15 protein-coding genes are annotated in these 15,199 nt (G+C 72.9%); 7 read left to right on the top strand and 8 right to left on the bottom strand.

Going from position 1 to position 15,199, the window contains the following annotated elements:
* Positions 1–44: 44 nt before the first annotated feature.
* From RLT58_RS04615 to RLT58_RS04625, 3 genes are all read right to left on the bottom strand, one after another.
* Positions 45–1,226: an ROK family transcriptional regulator gene (locus tag RLT58_RS04615; protein WP_311314413.1), complete on the bottom strand. Its 1,182-nt coding sequence runs from the start codon at positions 1,224–1,226 to the stop codon at positions 45–47.
* A gap of 165 nt (positions 1,227–1,391) precedes the next feature.
* Positions 1,392–2,066, bottom strand: a complete 675-nt coding sequence (locus RLT58_RS04620) for a GntR family transcriptional regulator (protein WP_311309099.1) — start codon at positions 2,064–2,066, stop codon at positions 1,392–1,394.
* A 64-nt stretch (positions 2,067–2,130) separates the two neighbouring features.
* The gene (locus RLT58_RS04625) at positions 2,131–3,081 is read right to left on the bottom strand and encodes a beta-ketoacyl-ACP synthase III (protein ID WP_311309100.1); all 951 of its coding nucleotides are present in this window, start codon (positions 3,079–3,081) and stop codon (positions 2,131–2,133) included.
* 225 nt (positions 3,082–3,306) lie between these two features.
* On the opposite strand from RLT58_RS04625, the gene fdhD reads away from it, so the two are divergent.
* A complete protein-coding gene (gene fdhD / locus RLT58_RS04630; RefSeq protein ID WP_311309101.1) occupies positions 3,307–4,155 on the top strand; it encodes a formate dehydrogenase accessory sulfurtransferase FdhD in 849 nt (282 codons plus the stop codon).
* Between the two features lie 10 nt (positions 4,156–4,165).
* Here the strand turns inward: fdhD and RLT58_RS04635 are convergent, their stop codons facing one another.
* Positions 4,166–5,197, bottom strand: coding sequence for a bile acid:sodium symporter family protein (locus tag RLT58_RS04635; RefSeq protein WP_311309102.1), 1,032 nt, complete (start codon positions 5,195–5,197; stop codon positions 4,166–4,168).
* A gap of 117 nt (positions 5,198–5,314) precedes the next feature.
* Here RLT58_RS04635 and RLT58_RS04640 point away from each other — a divergent pair, with 117 nt between their 5' ends.
* The 4 genes from RLT58_RS04640 (at position 5,315) to RLT58_RS04655 (ending at position 9,910) form a co-directional block, all read left to right on the top strand.
* Positions 5,315–6,217: a LysR substrate-binding domain-containing protein gene (locus tag RLT58_RS04640; RefSeq protein WP_311309103.1), complete on the top strand. Its 903-nt coding sequence runs from the start codon at positions 5,315–5,317 to the stop codon at positions 6,215–6,217.
* A gap of 346 nt (positions 6,218–6,563) precedes the next feature.
* Positions 6,564–8,363, top strand: coding sequence for an AMP-dependent synthetase/ligase (locus RLT58_RS04645; RefSeq protein ID WP_311309104.1), 1,800 nt, complete (start codon positions 6,564–6,566; stop codon positions 8,361–8,363).
* Between the two features lie 100 nt (positions 8,364–8,463).
* A complete protein-coding gene (locus RLT58_RS04650) occupies positions 8,464–9,300 on the top strand; it encodes an aldo/keto reductase (RefSeq protein ID WP_311309105.1) in 837 nt (278 codons plus the stop codon).
* A gap of 124 nt (positions 9,301–9,424) precedes the next feature.
* The gene (locus tag RLT58_RS04655) at positions 9,425–9,910 is read left to right on the top strand and encodes an RICIN domain-containing protein (RefSeq protein ID WP_311314414.1); all 486 of its coding nucleotides are present in this window, start codon (positions 9,425–9,427) and stop codon (positions 9,908–9,910) included.
* On the opposite strand, the gene RLT58_RS04660 is transcribed toward RLT58_RS04655, so the two are convergent.
* Positions 9,907–10,845: a class I SAM-dependent methyltransferase gene (locus RLT58_RS04660; protein ID WP_311309106.1), complete on the bottom strand. Its 939-nt coding sequence runs from the start codon at positions 10,843–10,845 to the stop codon at positions 9,907–9,909. The genes RLT58_RS04655 and RLT58_RS04660 overlap by 4 nt on opposite strands.
* 62 nt (positions 10,846–10,907) lie before the next feature.
* On the bottom strand, positions 10,908–11,852 hold the full coding sequence (locus RLT58_RS04665) for an AraC family transcriptional regulator (RefSeq protein ID WP_311309107.1): 945 nt from the start codon (positions 11,850–11,852) through the stop codon (positions 10,908–10,910).
* Between the two features lie 81 nt (positions 11,853–11,933).
* Here RLT58_RS04665 and RLT58_RS04670 point away from each other — a divergent pair, with 81 nt between their 5' ends.
* Positions 11,934–12,800, top strand: coding sequence for a Rossmann-fold NAD(P)-binding domain-containing protein (locus RLT58_RS04670; RefSeq protein WP_311309108.1), 867 nt, complete (start codon positions 11,934–11,936; stop codon positions 12,798–12,800).
* Between the two features lie 264 nt (positions 12,801–13,064).
* Here RLT58_RS04670 and RLT58_RS04675 read toward each other — a convergent pair whose 3' ends face one another.
* Positions 13,065–13,808, bottom strand: coding sequence for a class I SAM-dependent methyltransferase (locus RLT58_RS04675; protein WP_311309109.1), 744 nt, complete (start codon positions 13,806–13,808; stop codon positions 13,065–13,067).
* Positions 13,809–13,900: 92 nt separating this feature from the next.
* On the opposite strand from RLT58_RS04675, the gene RLT58_RS04680 reads away from it, so the two are divergent.
* Positions 13,901–14,863 (top strand): LysR family transcriptional regulator, encoded by a 963-nt coding sequence (locus RLT58_RS04680; RefSeq protein ID WP_311309110.1) that lies wholly within the window; start codon positions 13,901–13,903, stop codon positions 14,861–14,863.
* Positions 14,864–14,884: 21 nt separating this feature from the next.
* Here RLT58_RS04680 and RLT58_RS04685 read toward each other — a convergent pair whose 3' ends face one another.
* Entirely contained in the window at positions 14,885–15,190 is a 306-nt protein-coding gene (locus tag RLT58_RS04685; protein ID WP_311309111.1) for a 4a-hydroxytetrahydrobiopterin dehydratase, read from the bottom strand.
* Between the last annotated feature and the right edge of the window lie 9 nt (positions 15,191–15,199).

Here is a 15,199-nt window from a genome sequence, read left to right on the forward strand (position 1 = left end):
GGGCGGTGCGAGCAGGGGTCAGGCGGTGTGTGTGGTGGGCCGGGTCAGGCGGGTGAGAAGAGGTGGTCGCTGATGAGCCTGGCCGCGCCGATGACTCCGGCGGCGGGTCCGAGCTCGCCCAGCACGATCGGGAGGTTGCCGGTGGCCAGCGGCAGGGACTGCCGGTAGACCTGGGTCCGGACGCTGGCCAGCAGCGTGTGGCCGAGGCCGGTCACCCCGCCGCCGATCACCACCAGACCGGGGTTGAAGAAGCTGACGAGTCCCGCGATGACCTGCCCGACCCGGTTGCCGCCTTCGCGGATCAGGTCGAGCGAGGTGGCGTCGCCGGCGGCCGCGGCGGCGGCGACGTCGACGGCGGTGAGTTTCCCGGACGCCTCCAGCCGGGCCGCGAGCTCCGCGGACTGTCCGGCACGGGCCGCGTCCTCGGCGTCGCGGGCCAGTGCGGCGCCGCTGAAGTGTGCTTCCAGGCAGCCCCGGTTGCCGCAGGCGCAGGGGCGGCCGTCGGGTTCGACCTGGATGTGGCCGATGTCGCCGGCGCTGCCGGTCGTGCCCCGGTGGACCTCTCCGCCGACGACGATGCCGCAGCCGATGCCCGTACCGATCTTGACGCAGAGGAAGTCGCCCACGGAGCGGGCGACGCCCGCGTGCTGCTCCCCCATGGCCATCAGGTTCACGTCGTTGTCGACCATGACGGGGCAGCCCAGTTCCTGGCTGAGCGCCTCGCGGACCGGGAAGCCGTCCCAGCCGGGCATGATCGGCGGGGCGACCGGGATGCCTTCGGGGAAGCGGACCGGTCCGGGGACGCCGATGCCGGCGCCGTAGAACCCTTCCGCGAGCCCGGAGGCCCGGAGCTTGGCCGCCATGGACAGCACCTGCTCGAAGATGGCGACGGGGCCTTCGCGTACGTCCATGGGGTGGTTGAGGTGGCCCAGGACCTCCAGCTCCGCGTTGGTGACCGCCACGTCGACCGACGTGGCGCCGATGTCGACGCCGAGGAAGCGCAGGGCCGGGGCGAGCCGGATGTTGTGCGAGCGACGCCCGCCGCGGGATGCGGCGAGTCCGTCGGCCACGACAAGGCCGGTCTCCAGCAGTCTGTCCACCTCGACGGCGAGCTTGGAGCGGGAGAGATCGACCTGATCCCCCAGCTGTGCCCGTGAGTTGGGCCCGCCGTCGCGCAACAGCCGGAGCAGTCGCGCCTGATGCGCATTCGCGGGTCGTGCCGTCATACGTCTCACGCGCCCCTCCCCGCCACATCGGCCTGTCCGTCGGGCTTTGGAGGGGAACGTAGCAGCGGTTGGCGGGAGTGGGAAGAAGTTGCGCAGGAATCCGCCACAACTTTCTCCACCCTGAGGACAAAGGGGGGTTCGGCGGGTGGGCCGGGGCCGGGGCGCCTACGCTTCGTCGCGCTGGTGGTAGGTCTGCCGGGTGTGTTCCGTGTGCGCCCGCATGAGGGCACGGGCGCCCTCCTCGTCGCGCGAGGAGATGGCGGCGATCAGGGAACGGTGCTCGATCCAGGACTGGTTGCCCCGCCGGCGCGCCACGGGGGTGTAGTACCAGCGGACCCGGCGGTCCACCTGTCCGGCCAGCTCGGCCAAAACCACATTGCCCGCCAGCTCCATCACCTTGGCGTGGAAGGCGGCGTTGGTCGCCACCGCCAGGTCCACGTCGTCGTCGGCGACGGCCCGCTCCCCCTTGGCGCACAGCTCCTCCAGTGCGGCGATGCCCGCCGGGGAGGCATGGGCGGCGGCGAGCCGGGCGGCCTCCGTCTCCAGCAGCGCGCGCACCGTGAGCAGCTGGTCGGCCTCCTCCTGCGTGGGCTCGTGGACGAACGCGCCCTGGGCGGGCCGCAGATCGACCCAGCCCTCGGTGTTGAGCCGTTGCAGCGCCTCGCGCACCGGCTGGCGGGACACGCCGAGATGCCCGGCCAGCTCGCTCTCGACCAGATGCTGGCCGGGACGGAGCGCGCGGGTCGTGATGAGTTCGAGCAGCGCCTCGTAGACACGTTCGCGCAGCGGCCCCGGCCGCTCCAGCTTCGGTACAGCCCCCTGCGGCAGTCCTGTGGACATCGCGGTCCCCCTCCGGGCGACGAGCAATTGCTTATCGTCTACAGTCTACCGAGCAGTACACCCCTCAGGGACAGCGGATCACCTGACCCGCGTAACTGAGGTTGCCGCCGAAGCCGAAGAGCAGCGCCGGAGCGCCGCCGGGCACCTCGCCCCGTTCGACCAGCTTGGACAGGGCCATGGGGATCGAGGCGGCGGACGTATTGCCGGAATCCACCACATCCCGGGCGATCACCGCGTTGACCGCGCCGATCTTCCGGGCGACCGGTTCGATGATCCGCAGATTGGCCTGGTGCAGCACCACCGCGCCCAGGTCCTCGGGGGTGACGCCGGCCCGCTCGCAGACCTTGCGCGCGATCGGCGGCAGCTGGGTGGTGGCCCAGCGGTAGACCGCCTGCCCCTCCTGCGCGAAGCGCGGCGGCGTCCCCTCGATCCGTACCGCGTCGCCCATCCCGGGCACCGACCCCCACAGCACCGGCCCGATCCCGGCCCTGCCCGCCGGATCGGAGTCGGCGACCACGACCGCCGCACCGGCGCCGTCACCCATCAGCACGCAGCTGGAGCGGTCGGTCCAGTCGACGATGTCGCCCATCTTGTCGGCGCCGATGACCAGCGCCCGGGTGGCGGCGCCGGCCCGCACCGCGTGGTCGGCGGTGGCGAGGGCGTGGGTGAAGCCGGAACAGACCACGTTGATGTCCATGACCGCGGGCGACGTCATACCGAGGCGGGCGGCGACCCTGGCCGACATGCTAGGCGAGCGGTCGATGGCGGTGGAGGTGGCGACCAGGACCAGATCGATGTCGGTGGCCTGCAGCCCGGCCGCGGCGAGCGCCTTGGCCGCCGCGTGCGCGGCCAGCTCGTCCACCGGCTCGTCGGGTCCGCCGATGTGGCGGGTCTTGATGCCGACGCGGCTGGTGATCCACTCGTCAGTGGTGTCGACCATGACCGCGAGGTCATGGTTGGTGAGCACCCTGGCGGGCTGATAGTGGCCGAGCGCCACGACACGTGAGCCGGTCATATTCGGGTTCCCCTCGCTACATATGGCAGGAACCATCCAGTCTTGGTCGCTACCGACCGGTACAGAGACACGTGATCCCACAGGATTACCGGCCGAGGCTTGGAGACTTGGCAACAGCGTGTTGCCGCCCCCGGCCGCGGGGTTCCGGTTGCCACCCGGCTCCCGGTGTACAGGACAATGGGCGCGGCAGGGATTTTCGACACGACGGGATCGGGGCCGAGGACTATGGGACGGGTCACCGAGCGGCGGCGCACCATCCGCATCCGGGACGGGGCCGTCTCCGCCCGCCCCGACACCCTCGTCGCGGAGGAGCCGCTGGAGATCCGGCTGAACGGCCGGCCGCTGGCCATCACGATGCGCACCCCGGGCGACGACTTCGCCCTCGCGGCCGGCTTCCTGGTGAGCGAGGGCGTGATCGGCGACGGCGCCGAGGTGCAGTCGATCGTGTACTGCGCCGGGGCGACCGCCGACGGCGTCAACACGTACAACGTGGTGGACGTGAAGCTCGCGCCCGGGGTCGAGGTCCCCGACATCACGCTGGAGCGCAACGTCTACACCACGTCCTCCTGCGGGCTGTGCGGCAAGGCCAGCCTGGACGCGGTCCGCACCACGACCCGCCACCCGGTCGCCGACACTCCCCCGGTCCGGGTCGCGCCCGCGCTGCTGTCCGGGCTCCCCGACCGGCTGCGGGAGTCCCAGCGGGTCTTCGACCGCACCGGAGGGCTGCACGCGGCGGCGCTGTTCTCCGAGACGGGCGAGCTGATCGACATCCGGGAGGACGTCGGCCGGCACAACGCGGTCGACAAGCTGGTCGGCCGGGCGCTGACCGACGGACGGCTGCCGCTGTCCCGGGCGATCCTGCTGGTCTCCGGGCGGGCCTCGTTCGAACTGGCGCAGAAGGCGGTGATGGCCGGCATCCCGATGCTGGCGGCCGTCTCGGCGCCCTCGTCGCTCGCGGTCGACCTGGCCGCCGAGACCGGCCTCACCCTGGTCGGCTTCCTGCGCGGCCCCTCGATGAACGTGTACGCGGGCGAGCACCGCATCGCGCTGGAGACGGCCGCCGTCCAGGGCTGAGGGGCCGCGCTCAGGCCGTGGTGACCGCCGCGGGCCGGGCGGTTCCGTCACCGTCCGCGAGCGGCTCCAGCGGGTCGCGGGCGCGCCGCTTGGCGATCACCGCGCAGACCATCAGCTGCATCTGGTGAAAGAGCATCAGCGGCAGCACGGCGAGGCTCGCCTGCGCGCCGAACAGCACGCTGGCCATGGGCAGTCCGGAGGCCAGGCTCTTCTTGGAGCCGGCGAACTGGATGGCGATGCGGTCCTCCCGGCCGAAGCCGAGCCGCTTCGCCCCGTACCAGCTCACCGCGAGCATGACGGCGAGCAGGACCGCCTCGGCGCCGAGCAGCGCGCCGAGCCTGGCCGGGGTGACCTGGTGCCAGATGCCCGCGACCATGCCCTCGCTGAAGGCCGTGTAGACGACCAGCAGGATCGAGCCCCGGTCGACGTAGCCGAGGATCTTCTTGTGCCGGGCGATGAAGCCGCCGATCCAGCGCCGCAGCAGCTGCCCCGCGACGAACGGCAGCAGCAGTTGCACGCCGATCTTCAGCAGGGCGTCCCCGGAGAACCCGCCCCCGCTGTTGCCGAGCAGCGCGGCTGCGAGCAGCGGGGTGAGGAAGATCCCGGCTATGGAGGAGAAGGAGCCCGCGCAGATCGCCGCCGGCACATTGCCCCGGGCGATCGAGGTGAAGGCGATCGAGGACTGGATCGTCGACGGGACGAGGCAGAGGAAGAGGAAGCCGCTCTGCAGCTGGGGCGTCAGCACGTACGGCACCAGCCCCCCGCTCGCCAGGCCCAGCAGCGGGAAGACCACGAAGGTGCAGGCCAGGACCGTGAGGTGCAGCCGCCAGTGCCGCAGGCCCTCGACCGCCTCGGCGGTCGACAGGCGCGCCCCGTAGAGGAAGAAGAGAAACGCGACGGCCCCGGTGGACGCCCCGCCGGCCACCTCGGCGGCGGCGCCGGACGCGGGGAGCAGCGCGGCGAGGACGACGGTGCCGATCAGGGCCAGGATGTACGGGTCGATCGGCAGCCAGGACGGCAACTGGGGGGTGCGGCGGCTCATGTGCTCCACGTGTCTCTCGTTCAGGTCGTGCCCGCTCCATCCTGCGTCCGATGACCGAGATCGGGAATCCCGTACACCGCTCTGACTGTCATCACGGATCGCGATAGCGTGGCCGCTATGTACGATCCCGCGCAGCTGCGCACCTTCCTCGCCGTCGCCCAGACCCTGAGCTTCACCGCCGCCGCCCGCCGGCTGGGGGTGCGGCAGTCCACGGTGAGCCAGCATGTGCGGCGGCTGGAGGACGCGGCCGGGCGGCAGCTGTTCAACCGTGACACCCACCGGGTCGATCTCACGGTGGACGGCGAGGCTATGCTCGGCTTCGCGCGGACGATCCTGGAGGCCCATGAGCGGGCCTCGGCGTTCTTCACCGGCACCCGGCTGCGCGGACGGCTGCGGTTCGGGGCGTCCGAGGACTTCGTACTGACCCGGCTGCCGGAGATCCTCGAGTCGTTCCGCCGCGACCACCCGGAGGTCGAGCTGGAGCTGACCGTGGAGCTGTCGGGGACCCTGCACCAGCAGCTGGAGGCGAGCCGGCACGATCTGGTGCTGGCCAAGCGGCGGACCGGGGACACCCACGGGGAGCTGGTCCGGCAGGACACCCTGGTCTGGATCGGCACCCCGAGGCTGCGGATCGACCCGGACCGTCCGGTGCCGCTGATCCTCTTCCCGCCGCCGGGCATCACCCGGGCCCGGGCGCTGGAGGTGCTGGAGGAGCAGGGCCGCTCCTGGCGGGTCGCGTGCACCAGCGGCAGCCTCAGCGGGCTGATCGCGGCCGCGCGGGCGGGGCTCGGCGTGATGGCGCACAGCCGGGGCCTGATCCCGCCGGGGCTCGCGCCGGTTCCGGCCCGGGAGGGGCTGCCCGAGCTGGGCGATGTGGACTTCGTCCTGCTGCACGGCCGCCGCCGGGGCGGGGCGCAGCAGGCGGCGGACGCGCTGGCGGCGGCGATCCTGGCGGGCGGCGACCGGCTGATCAGGCCGCCCGGCGGGATCGGTGCGGACCGAGGGCGCGAGGAGGCATGACGGGGTGCGGGAAGGGGGAGAATGGAGGGCACGCGGCGGTCCCGCGCGGGGTGGACCGACCCGGCCGGACCCGACGGACCGGGACCATTCGCCCGTAGCCGTGCACAACGGCAGTGATCGCGGCGTACAGATTCGGTGGAGATTCCCGCGCCAGGCACTTACCCCTTGGTCCAAAGCGCGCCCGAGCCTTGCCCATCTGGCCGGATTTCGGCCCCTGACCAGTGCAGACGCCATGTTGTACGGACGACTCCGGGACCTCCCGCCGCAGCGCCCGGTGGGGTAGCGTCACGGCGCTGTGCGGAGCGCCACAAGGAGCAGGTCATTGCGCGAGTTCACTGTCCCACCCATGGCGGCCGCGCCCCACGTAGGCGGGCTCGCCGATTGCGTGTTCGACTACGCCGAGGAGGACCCGCACCGGGTCGCGCTCGGCCGGAAAGACACGGCCGGACACTGGCAGGACGTCACGTCGGCGACGTTCCGCGACGAGGTGCTGGCACTGGCCAAGGGTCTGATCGCGCACGGGGTGCGGTTCGGTGACCGGGTCGCCCTGATGTCCCGTACGCGCTACGAGTGGACCCTCTTCGACTTCGCGCTGTGGGCCGTCGGGGCGCAGTCCGTGCCCGTCTATCCGACGTCCTCGGCCGAGCAGGTCCTGTGGATGCTGCACGACGCCGAGGTGTCGGCGGTGATGGTGGAGCACGAGGACCACGCGATGACGATCGCGTCGGTCATCGACCGGCTGCCGCTGCTGAAGCGGCTGTGGCAGCTGGACGCCGACGCCGTCCCGGAGCTGGTCGAGGCGGGGCTGCACGTCGAGGACGAGGTCGTGCACCGCCACCGGCGGGCGGTGACGCCCGAGTCCGTGGCCACCGTCATCTACACCTCGGGCACGACGGGCCGCCCCAAGGGCTGTGTCATCACGCACGCCAACTTCATATTCGAGACGGACACCATGGCCGCGCGCTGGGAGTCGGTCTTCCACTCCAAGCCGGGCGACGAGGCCTCGACGCTGCTCTTCCTCCCGCTGGCGCATGTCTTCGGCCGCATGGTGGAGGTCACCGCCGTGCGCGGCCGGGTGAAGCTGGGCCACCAGCCGGAGCTGTCCGCGAAGGCCCTGATGCCGGACCTGGTGACGTTCCGGCCCACGTTCATCCTGGCCGTGCCGTACATCTTCGAGAAGGTCTTCAACGGGGCCCGGCGCAGGGCCGAGGCGGAGGGCCGGGCCGGTCCGTTCGACAAGGCCGTCGACATCGCGGTGAAGTACGCGGAGGCGATGGAGGCCCGCGCGTTCGGCACCGGCCCCGGGCCGTCCGCCGGGCTGCGGATGCAGCACCAGTTCTTCGAGAAGGTCGTGTACAAGAAGGTGCGCGACGCGATGGGCGGCCGGATCCGGCACGCGATGTCGGGCGGTTCCGGGATGGAACGCCGGCTGGGGCTGTTCTTCGCGGGCGCCGGGGTGACGGTGTACGAGGGGTACGGGCTGACCGAGTCGACGGCCGCGGCCACCGCCAACCCGCCGGAGCGCACCCGGTACGGCACGGTGGGGCAGCCGATCCCCGGCACCACCGTGCACATCGCGGAGGACGGCGAGGTGTGGGTGTACGGCGCCCATGTGTTCGGCGGCTATCTGGGCGACCCCAAGGCCACCGACGCGGTGCTCAACGACGGCTGGCTGGCCACGGGCGACCTGGGCGCGCTGGACGAGGACGGCTATCTGACGATCACCGGGCGCAAGAAGGAGATCCTGGTGACCTCCGGCGGCAAGAGCGTCTCGCCGGCCGCGCTGGAGGAGCGGGTGCGGGCGCATCCGCTGGTGGCCCAGTGCATCGTCGTCGGCAACGACCGGCCCTACATCGCGGCGCTGGTCACCGTCGACCAGGAGGCCGTGGAGCACTGGCTCGCCATGCAGGGGCGGCTGCCGATGGCCCCGGGCGAGCTGGTGCGGGACCCGGATCTGGAGATGGAGGTCCGGCGGGCGGTGGTGGCCGCGAACACGGCGGTCTCGCAGGCCGAGTCCATCCGCACGTTCCGGATCCTGGCGCACCAGTTCAGCGAGGAGCACGGTCTGCTGACGCCGTCGCTGAAGCTGAAGCGGCGGGCGATCGAGACGGCGTACGAGGCCGAGGTGAACGCGCTCTACCGCTGAGCGTCCCGATCCGTGCGCGGACCGGGAATGTGTGGGCCGTCTTGATCGTTCACTCTGGGAGTCCCACCGTCACACCCCACAACGTTAGGATCGACCGCTCGTGAGCCAGGTCCCCTCCCTCACCCTCAACAATGGCGTCGAGATGCCCCAGCTCGGTTTCGGAGTCTGGCAGGTGCCGGACGACGAGGCCGCGAAGGCGGTCGCCACGGCCATCGAGTCCGGGTACCGGAGCATCGACACCGCCGCGAGCTACCAGAACGAGGTGGGCACCGGCAAGGCCATCGCCGCCTCCGGTGTCGCCCGCGACGAGCTGTTCGTGACCACCAAGCTGTGGAACAGCGACCAGGGGTACGACTCGACGCTGCGCGCGTTCGACGCGTCCCTGGACAAGCTCGGTCTCGACTACGTCGACCTGTACCTGATCCACTGGCCGGTCCCGGCCAAGGACGCGTACGTCGACACCTACCGCGCGTTCGAGAAGATTCACGCCGACGGCCGGGCCAAGGCCATCGGTGTCTCGAACTTCCTCCCCGAGCACCTGGAGCGCCTGCTCGGCGAGACCTCCGTGGTGCCGGTGCTCAACCAGATCGAGCTGCACCCGCAGCTCCAGCAGGCCGAGTCGCGTGCGCTGCATGCCCGGCACGGCATCGCGACCGAGGCCTGGTCGCCGCTGGGCTCCGGCAAGGGCCTCCTGGAGGTCCCGACGGTCGTCGCGGTCGCCCGGAAGCACGACCGCACCCCCGCGCAGGTGGTGCTCCGCTGGCACCTCCAGACGGGCAACGTGGTGATCCCCAAGTCCGTGACGCCGTCGCGGATCGCGGAGAACATCGACGTGTTCGACTTCGAGCTGGACGCCGACGACCTGGCCGCGTTCGCGGCTCTGGACGAGGGCAAGCGGCTCGGCCCGAACCCGGGCGAGTTCAACGCCGGTGCGTGACACCGCGCCGTCCGGCGTGACCCACCGCCGCTGACCGATCGAAACCGCCGTCCGGCCCGGAGCCGGGCGGCGGTTTCGCCGTACGAGCCGCATGGATACGAGCCGCATGAAGGGTCCGCAGGAGATGACCGGGGACACGGCGCCCGCCGTCGGGGCGGGCCCGTACCGCCTGCGCAACGTGGGCAGCGGTCTGGTGCTGGAGGTGCGGGACGCCGCGAAGGGCGGCGGCGCACCGGTGCAGCAGAACGAGGAGGACGGGACAGCGGCCCAGCACTGGGAGTTCGCCCCCGTCCACGAGGGCGCGGCCCTGCATCACGTGGTCAACGCGCACAGCGGCAAGCGTCTGGACGTGCGGGGCGCGTCGACGGAGAACGGCGCGGTGATCCAGCAGTGGCGCGCCAACAACTTCGGCGCCCAGGAGTGGCTGGTGGAACGGCATCTGGAGGCGCCGGGCGTGGTGACCCTGGTCAGCTTCGTCAGCGGCCTCGTCCTGGAGGTCGCCGACGGCAGTACGTCGAAGGGCGCGGCCGTCCAGCAGTGGGAGGACACCGACTCCCCCGGCCAGTGGTGGCGGCTGGAGCCGGTGTCCGGGGTGCGGGACGCGCCCTAGTCGCGCCGGCCCAGATGGACCGTGCGGGCCATCAGCAGATAGGTGTCACGGCGGTGGTGCAGCCCCGCCGGGTCCTCGGGGTCGGTCAGCCGTTGCAGTGTGGCCACGTCGTCGGCGTCGAGCCGTTCGGCGAGGATGTCGCGGCGGCGGGTGAACTCCTGGACGACGTGTGCGAGCGCCTCGGGGCCGAGCGGCGCGGGCAGGTCGAGCAGGAAGCTGCGGGTGCCCTGCGGGGTGAGGCCGACGGCGGTGAACAGGGCCGCCCAGTCCTCGGTCTCCCGTGTGGCGCCGGGCAGTTCCGCGCGCATCTCGTCGAAGAGCTCGGCCTGCGCCGCCTCCATCCTGGCCTCCAGGCCGGCCCGGCCGAAGCCGAGGTCGCGCGGGAAGTGGCGCGGCTGCAGCCCGCCCTCGACGAGTGCGAGGGTGCCGCCCGGGTTCAGGAGCCCGGCGAGTCCGGCCAGGACGGCACGCTGGTCGCCCATGTGGTGCAGGGTGTTGCCCGCCCAGATCAGATCGGCCGGCCCGAGCGCGTCGAGCCCTTCGGGGAGTTCGGTGTGCAGGGTGGTGACCCGGTCGCCGAGGCCGAGCCGCTCGGCGCGGGCGCGGGTGCGTTCCAGCAGCGCCGGGGTGCCGTCGACGGCGACGGCCTCCGCCTCGGGGAACAGCTCGGCGAGCAGACAGGTGATCACGCCCGGTCCGCTGCCGATGTCCAGGATCCGGCGGACCTTCGGGGCGGTGGGCAGGGCGGCGATCCAGCGGGCCGCCTCGGTGTACTGCTCGCTGCTGAGTTCGGCGTTGCGCTCGAGGAGCGGGCCCATCACGTCCCAGTCGGGGTCCGCGGGGTCGTGGTGGTGTCCCTGTGCGCTGTCGTGCCGGTGTCCGCAGTTGCCGTCGTTGCCGTGGTGGTCGTGGCCGTGCCCGGTGTGGTTGCTCATGGATCCAGCGTCACCACACGGGGACCATCGGGCAAACTTTGTTGCCGGTCCAGCAAGCCGCGTCACTCCTGGGCGCCGCCCCTGCGGTACTCCTGCGGGCTGACGCCCCGCACGCGCTTGAAGGCGGTGCTGAAGGCGAAGGCCTGGCTGTAGCCGACCTTGCGGGCCACCGCCTCGACCGTCGCGTCCGTCTCCCGCAGCAGGTCCGCCGCGACGGCCAGCCGCCAGCCGGTGAGGTAGGCCATCGGCGGCTCCCCCACCAGCTCGGTGAAGCGCCGGGCGAGCCCGGCCCGCGAGACCCCGGTCCCGGCGGCCAGCGCGGCCACCGTCCAGGGGTGCGCGGGGTCGTTCTGGAGCAGCCGCAGCGCCTTTCCCACGACCGGGTCGCCCATCGCCCGGTACCAGGCGGGCGCCTCGGCCCCCGGCCGGGAGAACCAGGTGCGCAGGGCGTCGATCAGCAGCAGGTCCAGCAGCCGGTCCAGCACCACGCTCTGTCCGGGCTCGTCGCGCGCGATCTCGTGGCCGAGCAGGTCGGTCAGCGCGCTGCTGCGGGTGCCGGCGGGCAGGACGACCAGCGGGGGCAGGGCGTCCAGCAGCCGACCGCTGATCTCGCCCTCCATCGGATAGGTGCCGACGAGCACGGCCGTCGAGCCGTCCGGGGCATTGCCCCAGGTGCGCACCCCCAGGTCCATGGACTCGGCGAGCGGCTCGCCGCGCAGGGTGGTGCAGACGGCGCCGGGGCCGATGCGCGCCTGCGGCTCCCGCCCGGACCGGTCGGCGACGGTGTACGGCTCCGGGCCGCGCGCGACGGCCAGATCGCCGGGCCGCAGACACACGGGTCCGGCGCCCCCGCCGGGCACGACCCAGGCCTCGCCCGCCGTCACGGACATCAGACAGAGCGGCGCCCGGTCCTCGATCCTGACGGACCACGGCGGCTCCATCACCATCCGCAGCAGGAAGGCGCCCCGGGCCCGCGGCCCGTCCAGCAGTCCGGCGAGTGCGTCCATGCGCAGCAGCGTAGACGCACGCGTAGGCGGCTGAGCGGCTCGGGGATGGAGCGGGCGGGGCCGGGCGGCGAGCCTTGAGGCATGACACAGAACACGGAGAACGAGACGCGGGAACTCCACGGCACGCGACCGGTGCTGGTGACGAGCGGGACGGGCAAGACGGGGCGCCGGGTGGTGGAGCGGCTGGCCGCGCGCGGGGTGCCGGTGCGGGCCGGGTCGCGGAACGGCGAGGTGGTCTTCGACTGGTCGGACCCGTCGGGGTGGGAGGCCGCGCTGAGCGGTGCGGACGCGGCGTATGTCGCGTACTACCCCGATCTGGCGGCGCCGGGCGCCCCGGAGGCGATGACGGCCTTCGGGCGGATCGCTCGGGAATGCGGGGTGCGGCGGCTGGTGCTGCTGTCGGGACGCGGCGAGCCGCAGGCGGTGGTAGCGGAGGAGGCGCTGCGGGCGGCCGCCGGGGACGGCGAACTGACGGTGGTGCGCTCGGCGTTCTTCGCGCAGAACTTCAGCGAGGGCGCCCTGCTGGACGGGGTGCTGGGCGGTGAGCTGGTGTTCCCGGCGGGCGGGAGCGCCGAGCCGTTCGTGGACGCCGACGACCTGGCCGATGTGGTGGTCGCGGCGCTCTGCGGCGAGAGCGGTGCGGGTGCGGTCCACGAGGTGACCGGGCCCCGGCCGCTGACCTTCGCCGAGGCGGCGGCCGAGCTCGCCCGGGCGACGGGGCGCGAGGTGCGCTACGTCCCGGTGACGGGGCCTCAGTACGCGGCGATGCTGGTGGAGTACGGCATGCCGCAGGCCGAGGCGGGCTTCCTGGCCGAGCTGTTCACGATGCTCCTGGACGGGCACAACGCATCGGTGACGGACGGGCTGAAGCAGGTCCTGGGCCGCGACCCGAAGCCGTTCACCGCGTTCGCCGACGAGGCCGCGCGGGACGGCGCCTGGGGAGCGTAGGAGCCGGCCGGCAGCACGACGGCATGCCCTGGGGGTCGTGACGGCCTGCCCCAGGGCGTGTCGTCGAACTGGCGTCGTTGCCCGAAGGGCGGCCGGGCGGCGTCAGGTGCTTCCCCAAGCTCCCGGCTTCGCTCGACCAGGGGAGACCCCGCTCCTCGGCGTGCCGGCCCCAGCCCCCTGTACTGGACGTACCGGGGCCCGGGGCCGGTACGGCGAGAGTGCGTGCATGGCGTCGCCCGGCAGACGCCAGTTCGACGACACGCCCTAGGGGCGGCGCCGGAACGCCAGCAGCCGGTACTCCGGGTCGGCGCGCCGCCGGTCCGGGTCGGGCAGGGCCGTCAGGGCCCGCGCGAGGTGTTCGGCCGCCGCCCCGGACACGGCGAGCCGCGAGGTGAAGTAGCCCCGGCGCACTCCCTGGGCCGCGCTCAGTGGCGTCCGGCCCTGGCCGTGGCCGAGGAAGACGGCGCTCCCCGTCACGGCGAGGCCGCACTCGGCGGCGTAGCCGACCACCCGCTCCGCGCCGTCGGACGGGTCCGGCGCGAGGTACGGGGCGAACGCCTCGTCGATGTCGCTGCCCACGTCGTGCGCCGCGTCCTTGTCGACGGTGGTGACGAACACGCCGCCCGGCCGCAGCACCCGGGCCGCCTGGGTGACCACCGCCCGCACGGCGCCCTCCTCGCGCAGCAGATGCAGCAGCCAGACGGCCGACACGGCGTCGAACGCCCCGTCCGGAAGCGGAAGTCGCCGCGCGTCGGCGAGGACGACGGCGCCGACGCGCGGCCGGGCGACGCGGGCCATGCCGAGCGCGGCGTCACAGCCGAGCACCCGCAGCCGGGGGCGGCCGGCCGCGACCCGCTCGGTGACCAGGCCCGTACCGCAGCCGATGTCCAGCAGGGAACGGGCCTCGGGCGGCAGCAGAGAGAGCACCGCGACGGCCGCCGCCTCGGCCCGGGGCACTCCGCCGCGCGTGGCGTCGTAGACGGCGGCTTCCTTGGTGTAGTCGAGCACCCGCCCGACTCTAGGACACGGCCGCGGCCTCGTCCGGAACAAACCCCGGCGTCCGTATTGCCGCACGGGCGAGGCGGCCATAACGTGCGGTGATGGAGCTGGAGTTGCGCCATCTGCGGACCGTGCGTGCCATCGCCGACACCGGAAGCCTCACCAAGGCGGCCGCCTCGCTCGGGCTGGCGCAGCCCGCGCTGAGCGCCCAGCTGCGGCGGATCGAGAAGGCGCTCGGCGGTCCGCTGTTCGACCGGGACCACACGGGGGCGCGCCCCACCCTGCTCGGCGAACTGGTGCTGGAGCGGGCCCGGGTGGTGCTGCCCGCCGTCAGCGAACTCCAGGAGGAGGCGGTGCGGTTCGCCAACGCCTGGGGAACCATGGAGCGGTTCCGGCTGGGCGGTACGCACGGGCCGCTGCTCGGCGGGCTCGTCGACCGGCTGGCCACCGCGTACCCGAGCGCGCCGGTGTCCACGTACACCTCCTGGTCCGTGGCCGAGGTCGCCGGTCAACTGGTGGACGGGCGGCTGGACTTCGCGCTCATCGGGACCTGCGGGGAGAGCCCGCCGCCGGTGGCCGACCGGCTGACATGGCAGGTCGTCGGGATCGATCCGGTCTTCGTGATGCTGCCGGAGAGCCATCCGCTGGCCGGCGAGGCGGAGCTGGAGCTGTCCGCGCTCGCGGACGAGTGCTGGGCGGACGTGCCGGGCGACGGCTGCTTCGCGGACTGCTTCGTGGCCGCGTGCGCACGGGCCGGCTTCAGCCCGGTGTCGGTGTACGAGACCGACACCTCGTCCGTCGTCCATCTGGTCCAGGTCGGACGGGCGATCGGGCTGTGCCGGGCGACATTCCCGCCGACGCCGGGGGTGGTCACCGTGCCGGTGACCGGCACGCCGCTGAGCTGGCGCCATCTGCTGGGCCGGCACCCGCGCTCGGCGGCGGCCTCGGCGGCCGCCGCGGCGGTGAGCGGGCACACCAGGGCTGCGTACGCCCAGGCGGTGGAGCGCAGCGAGAGCTACACGCGCTGGCTCGCCACGCATCCCCGCTTCGGCGCGGCGCCCTGACGGGCCGTCGCGCCGGGGCGCCTACTTCGCGCCGTGCCCGGGGGCGACCGCCGCGACCCTGGTGGCCAGCGTGATGTCCTTCTCGGTGACCTTGCCGCCCGCGTCGTGGGAGTTCACGGAGAGGGCCACGGTGTTGTAGCCGAGGGTGAGGTCGGAGTGGTGGTCCAGCTCGTCCTGGATCTGGGCGACATGGACGGTGAGCCCGGCGGCGGCGAAGTGCGACGGAAGCCGGTAGGTGCAGGCGATCCTGTCCCCCTCCAGCGTCCAGCCGGGCAGATCGCTCAGCCGGTCCTCGATCTCGTTCTGCGGCAGCGGTGCGGCGGGCATACGGCGGCT

The organism is Streptomyces sp. ITFR-16, from assembly GCF_031844705.1.
In the GTDB taxonomy this organism is placed as follows: domain Bacteria; phylum Actinomycetota; class Actinomycetes; order Streptomycetales; family Streptomycetaceae; genus Streptomyces.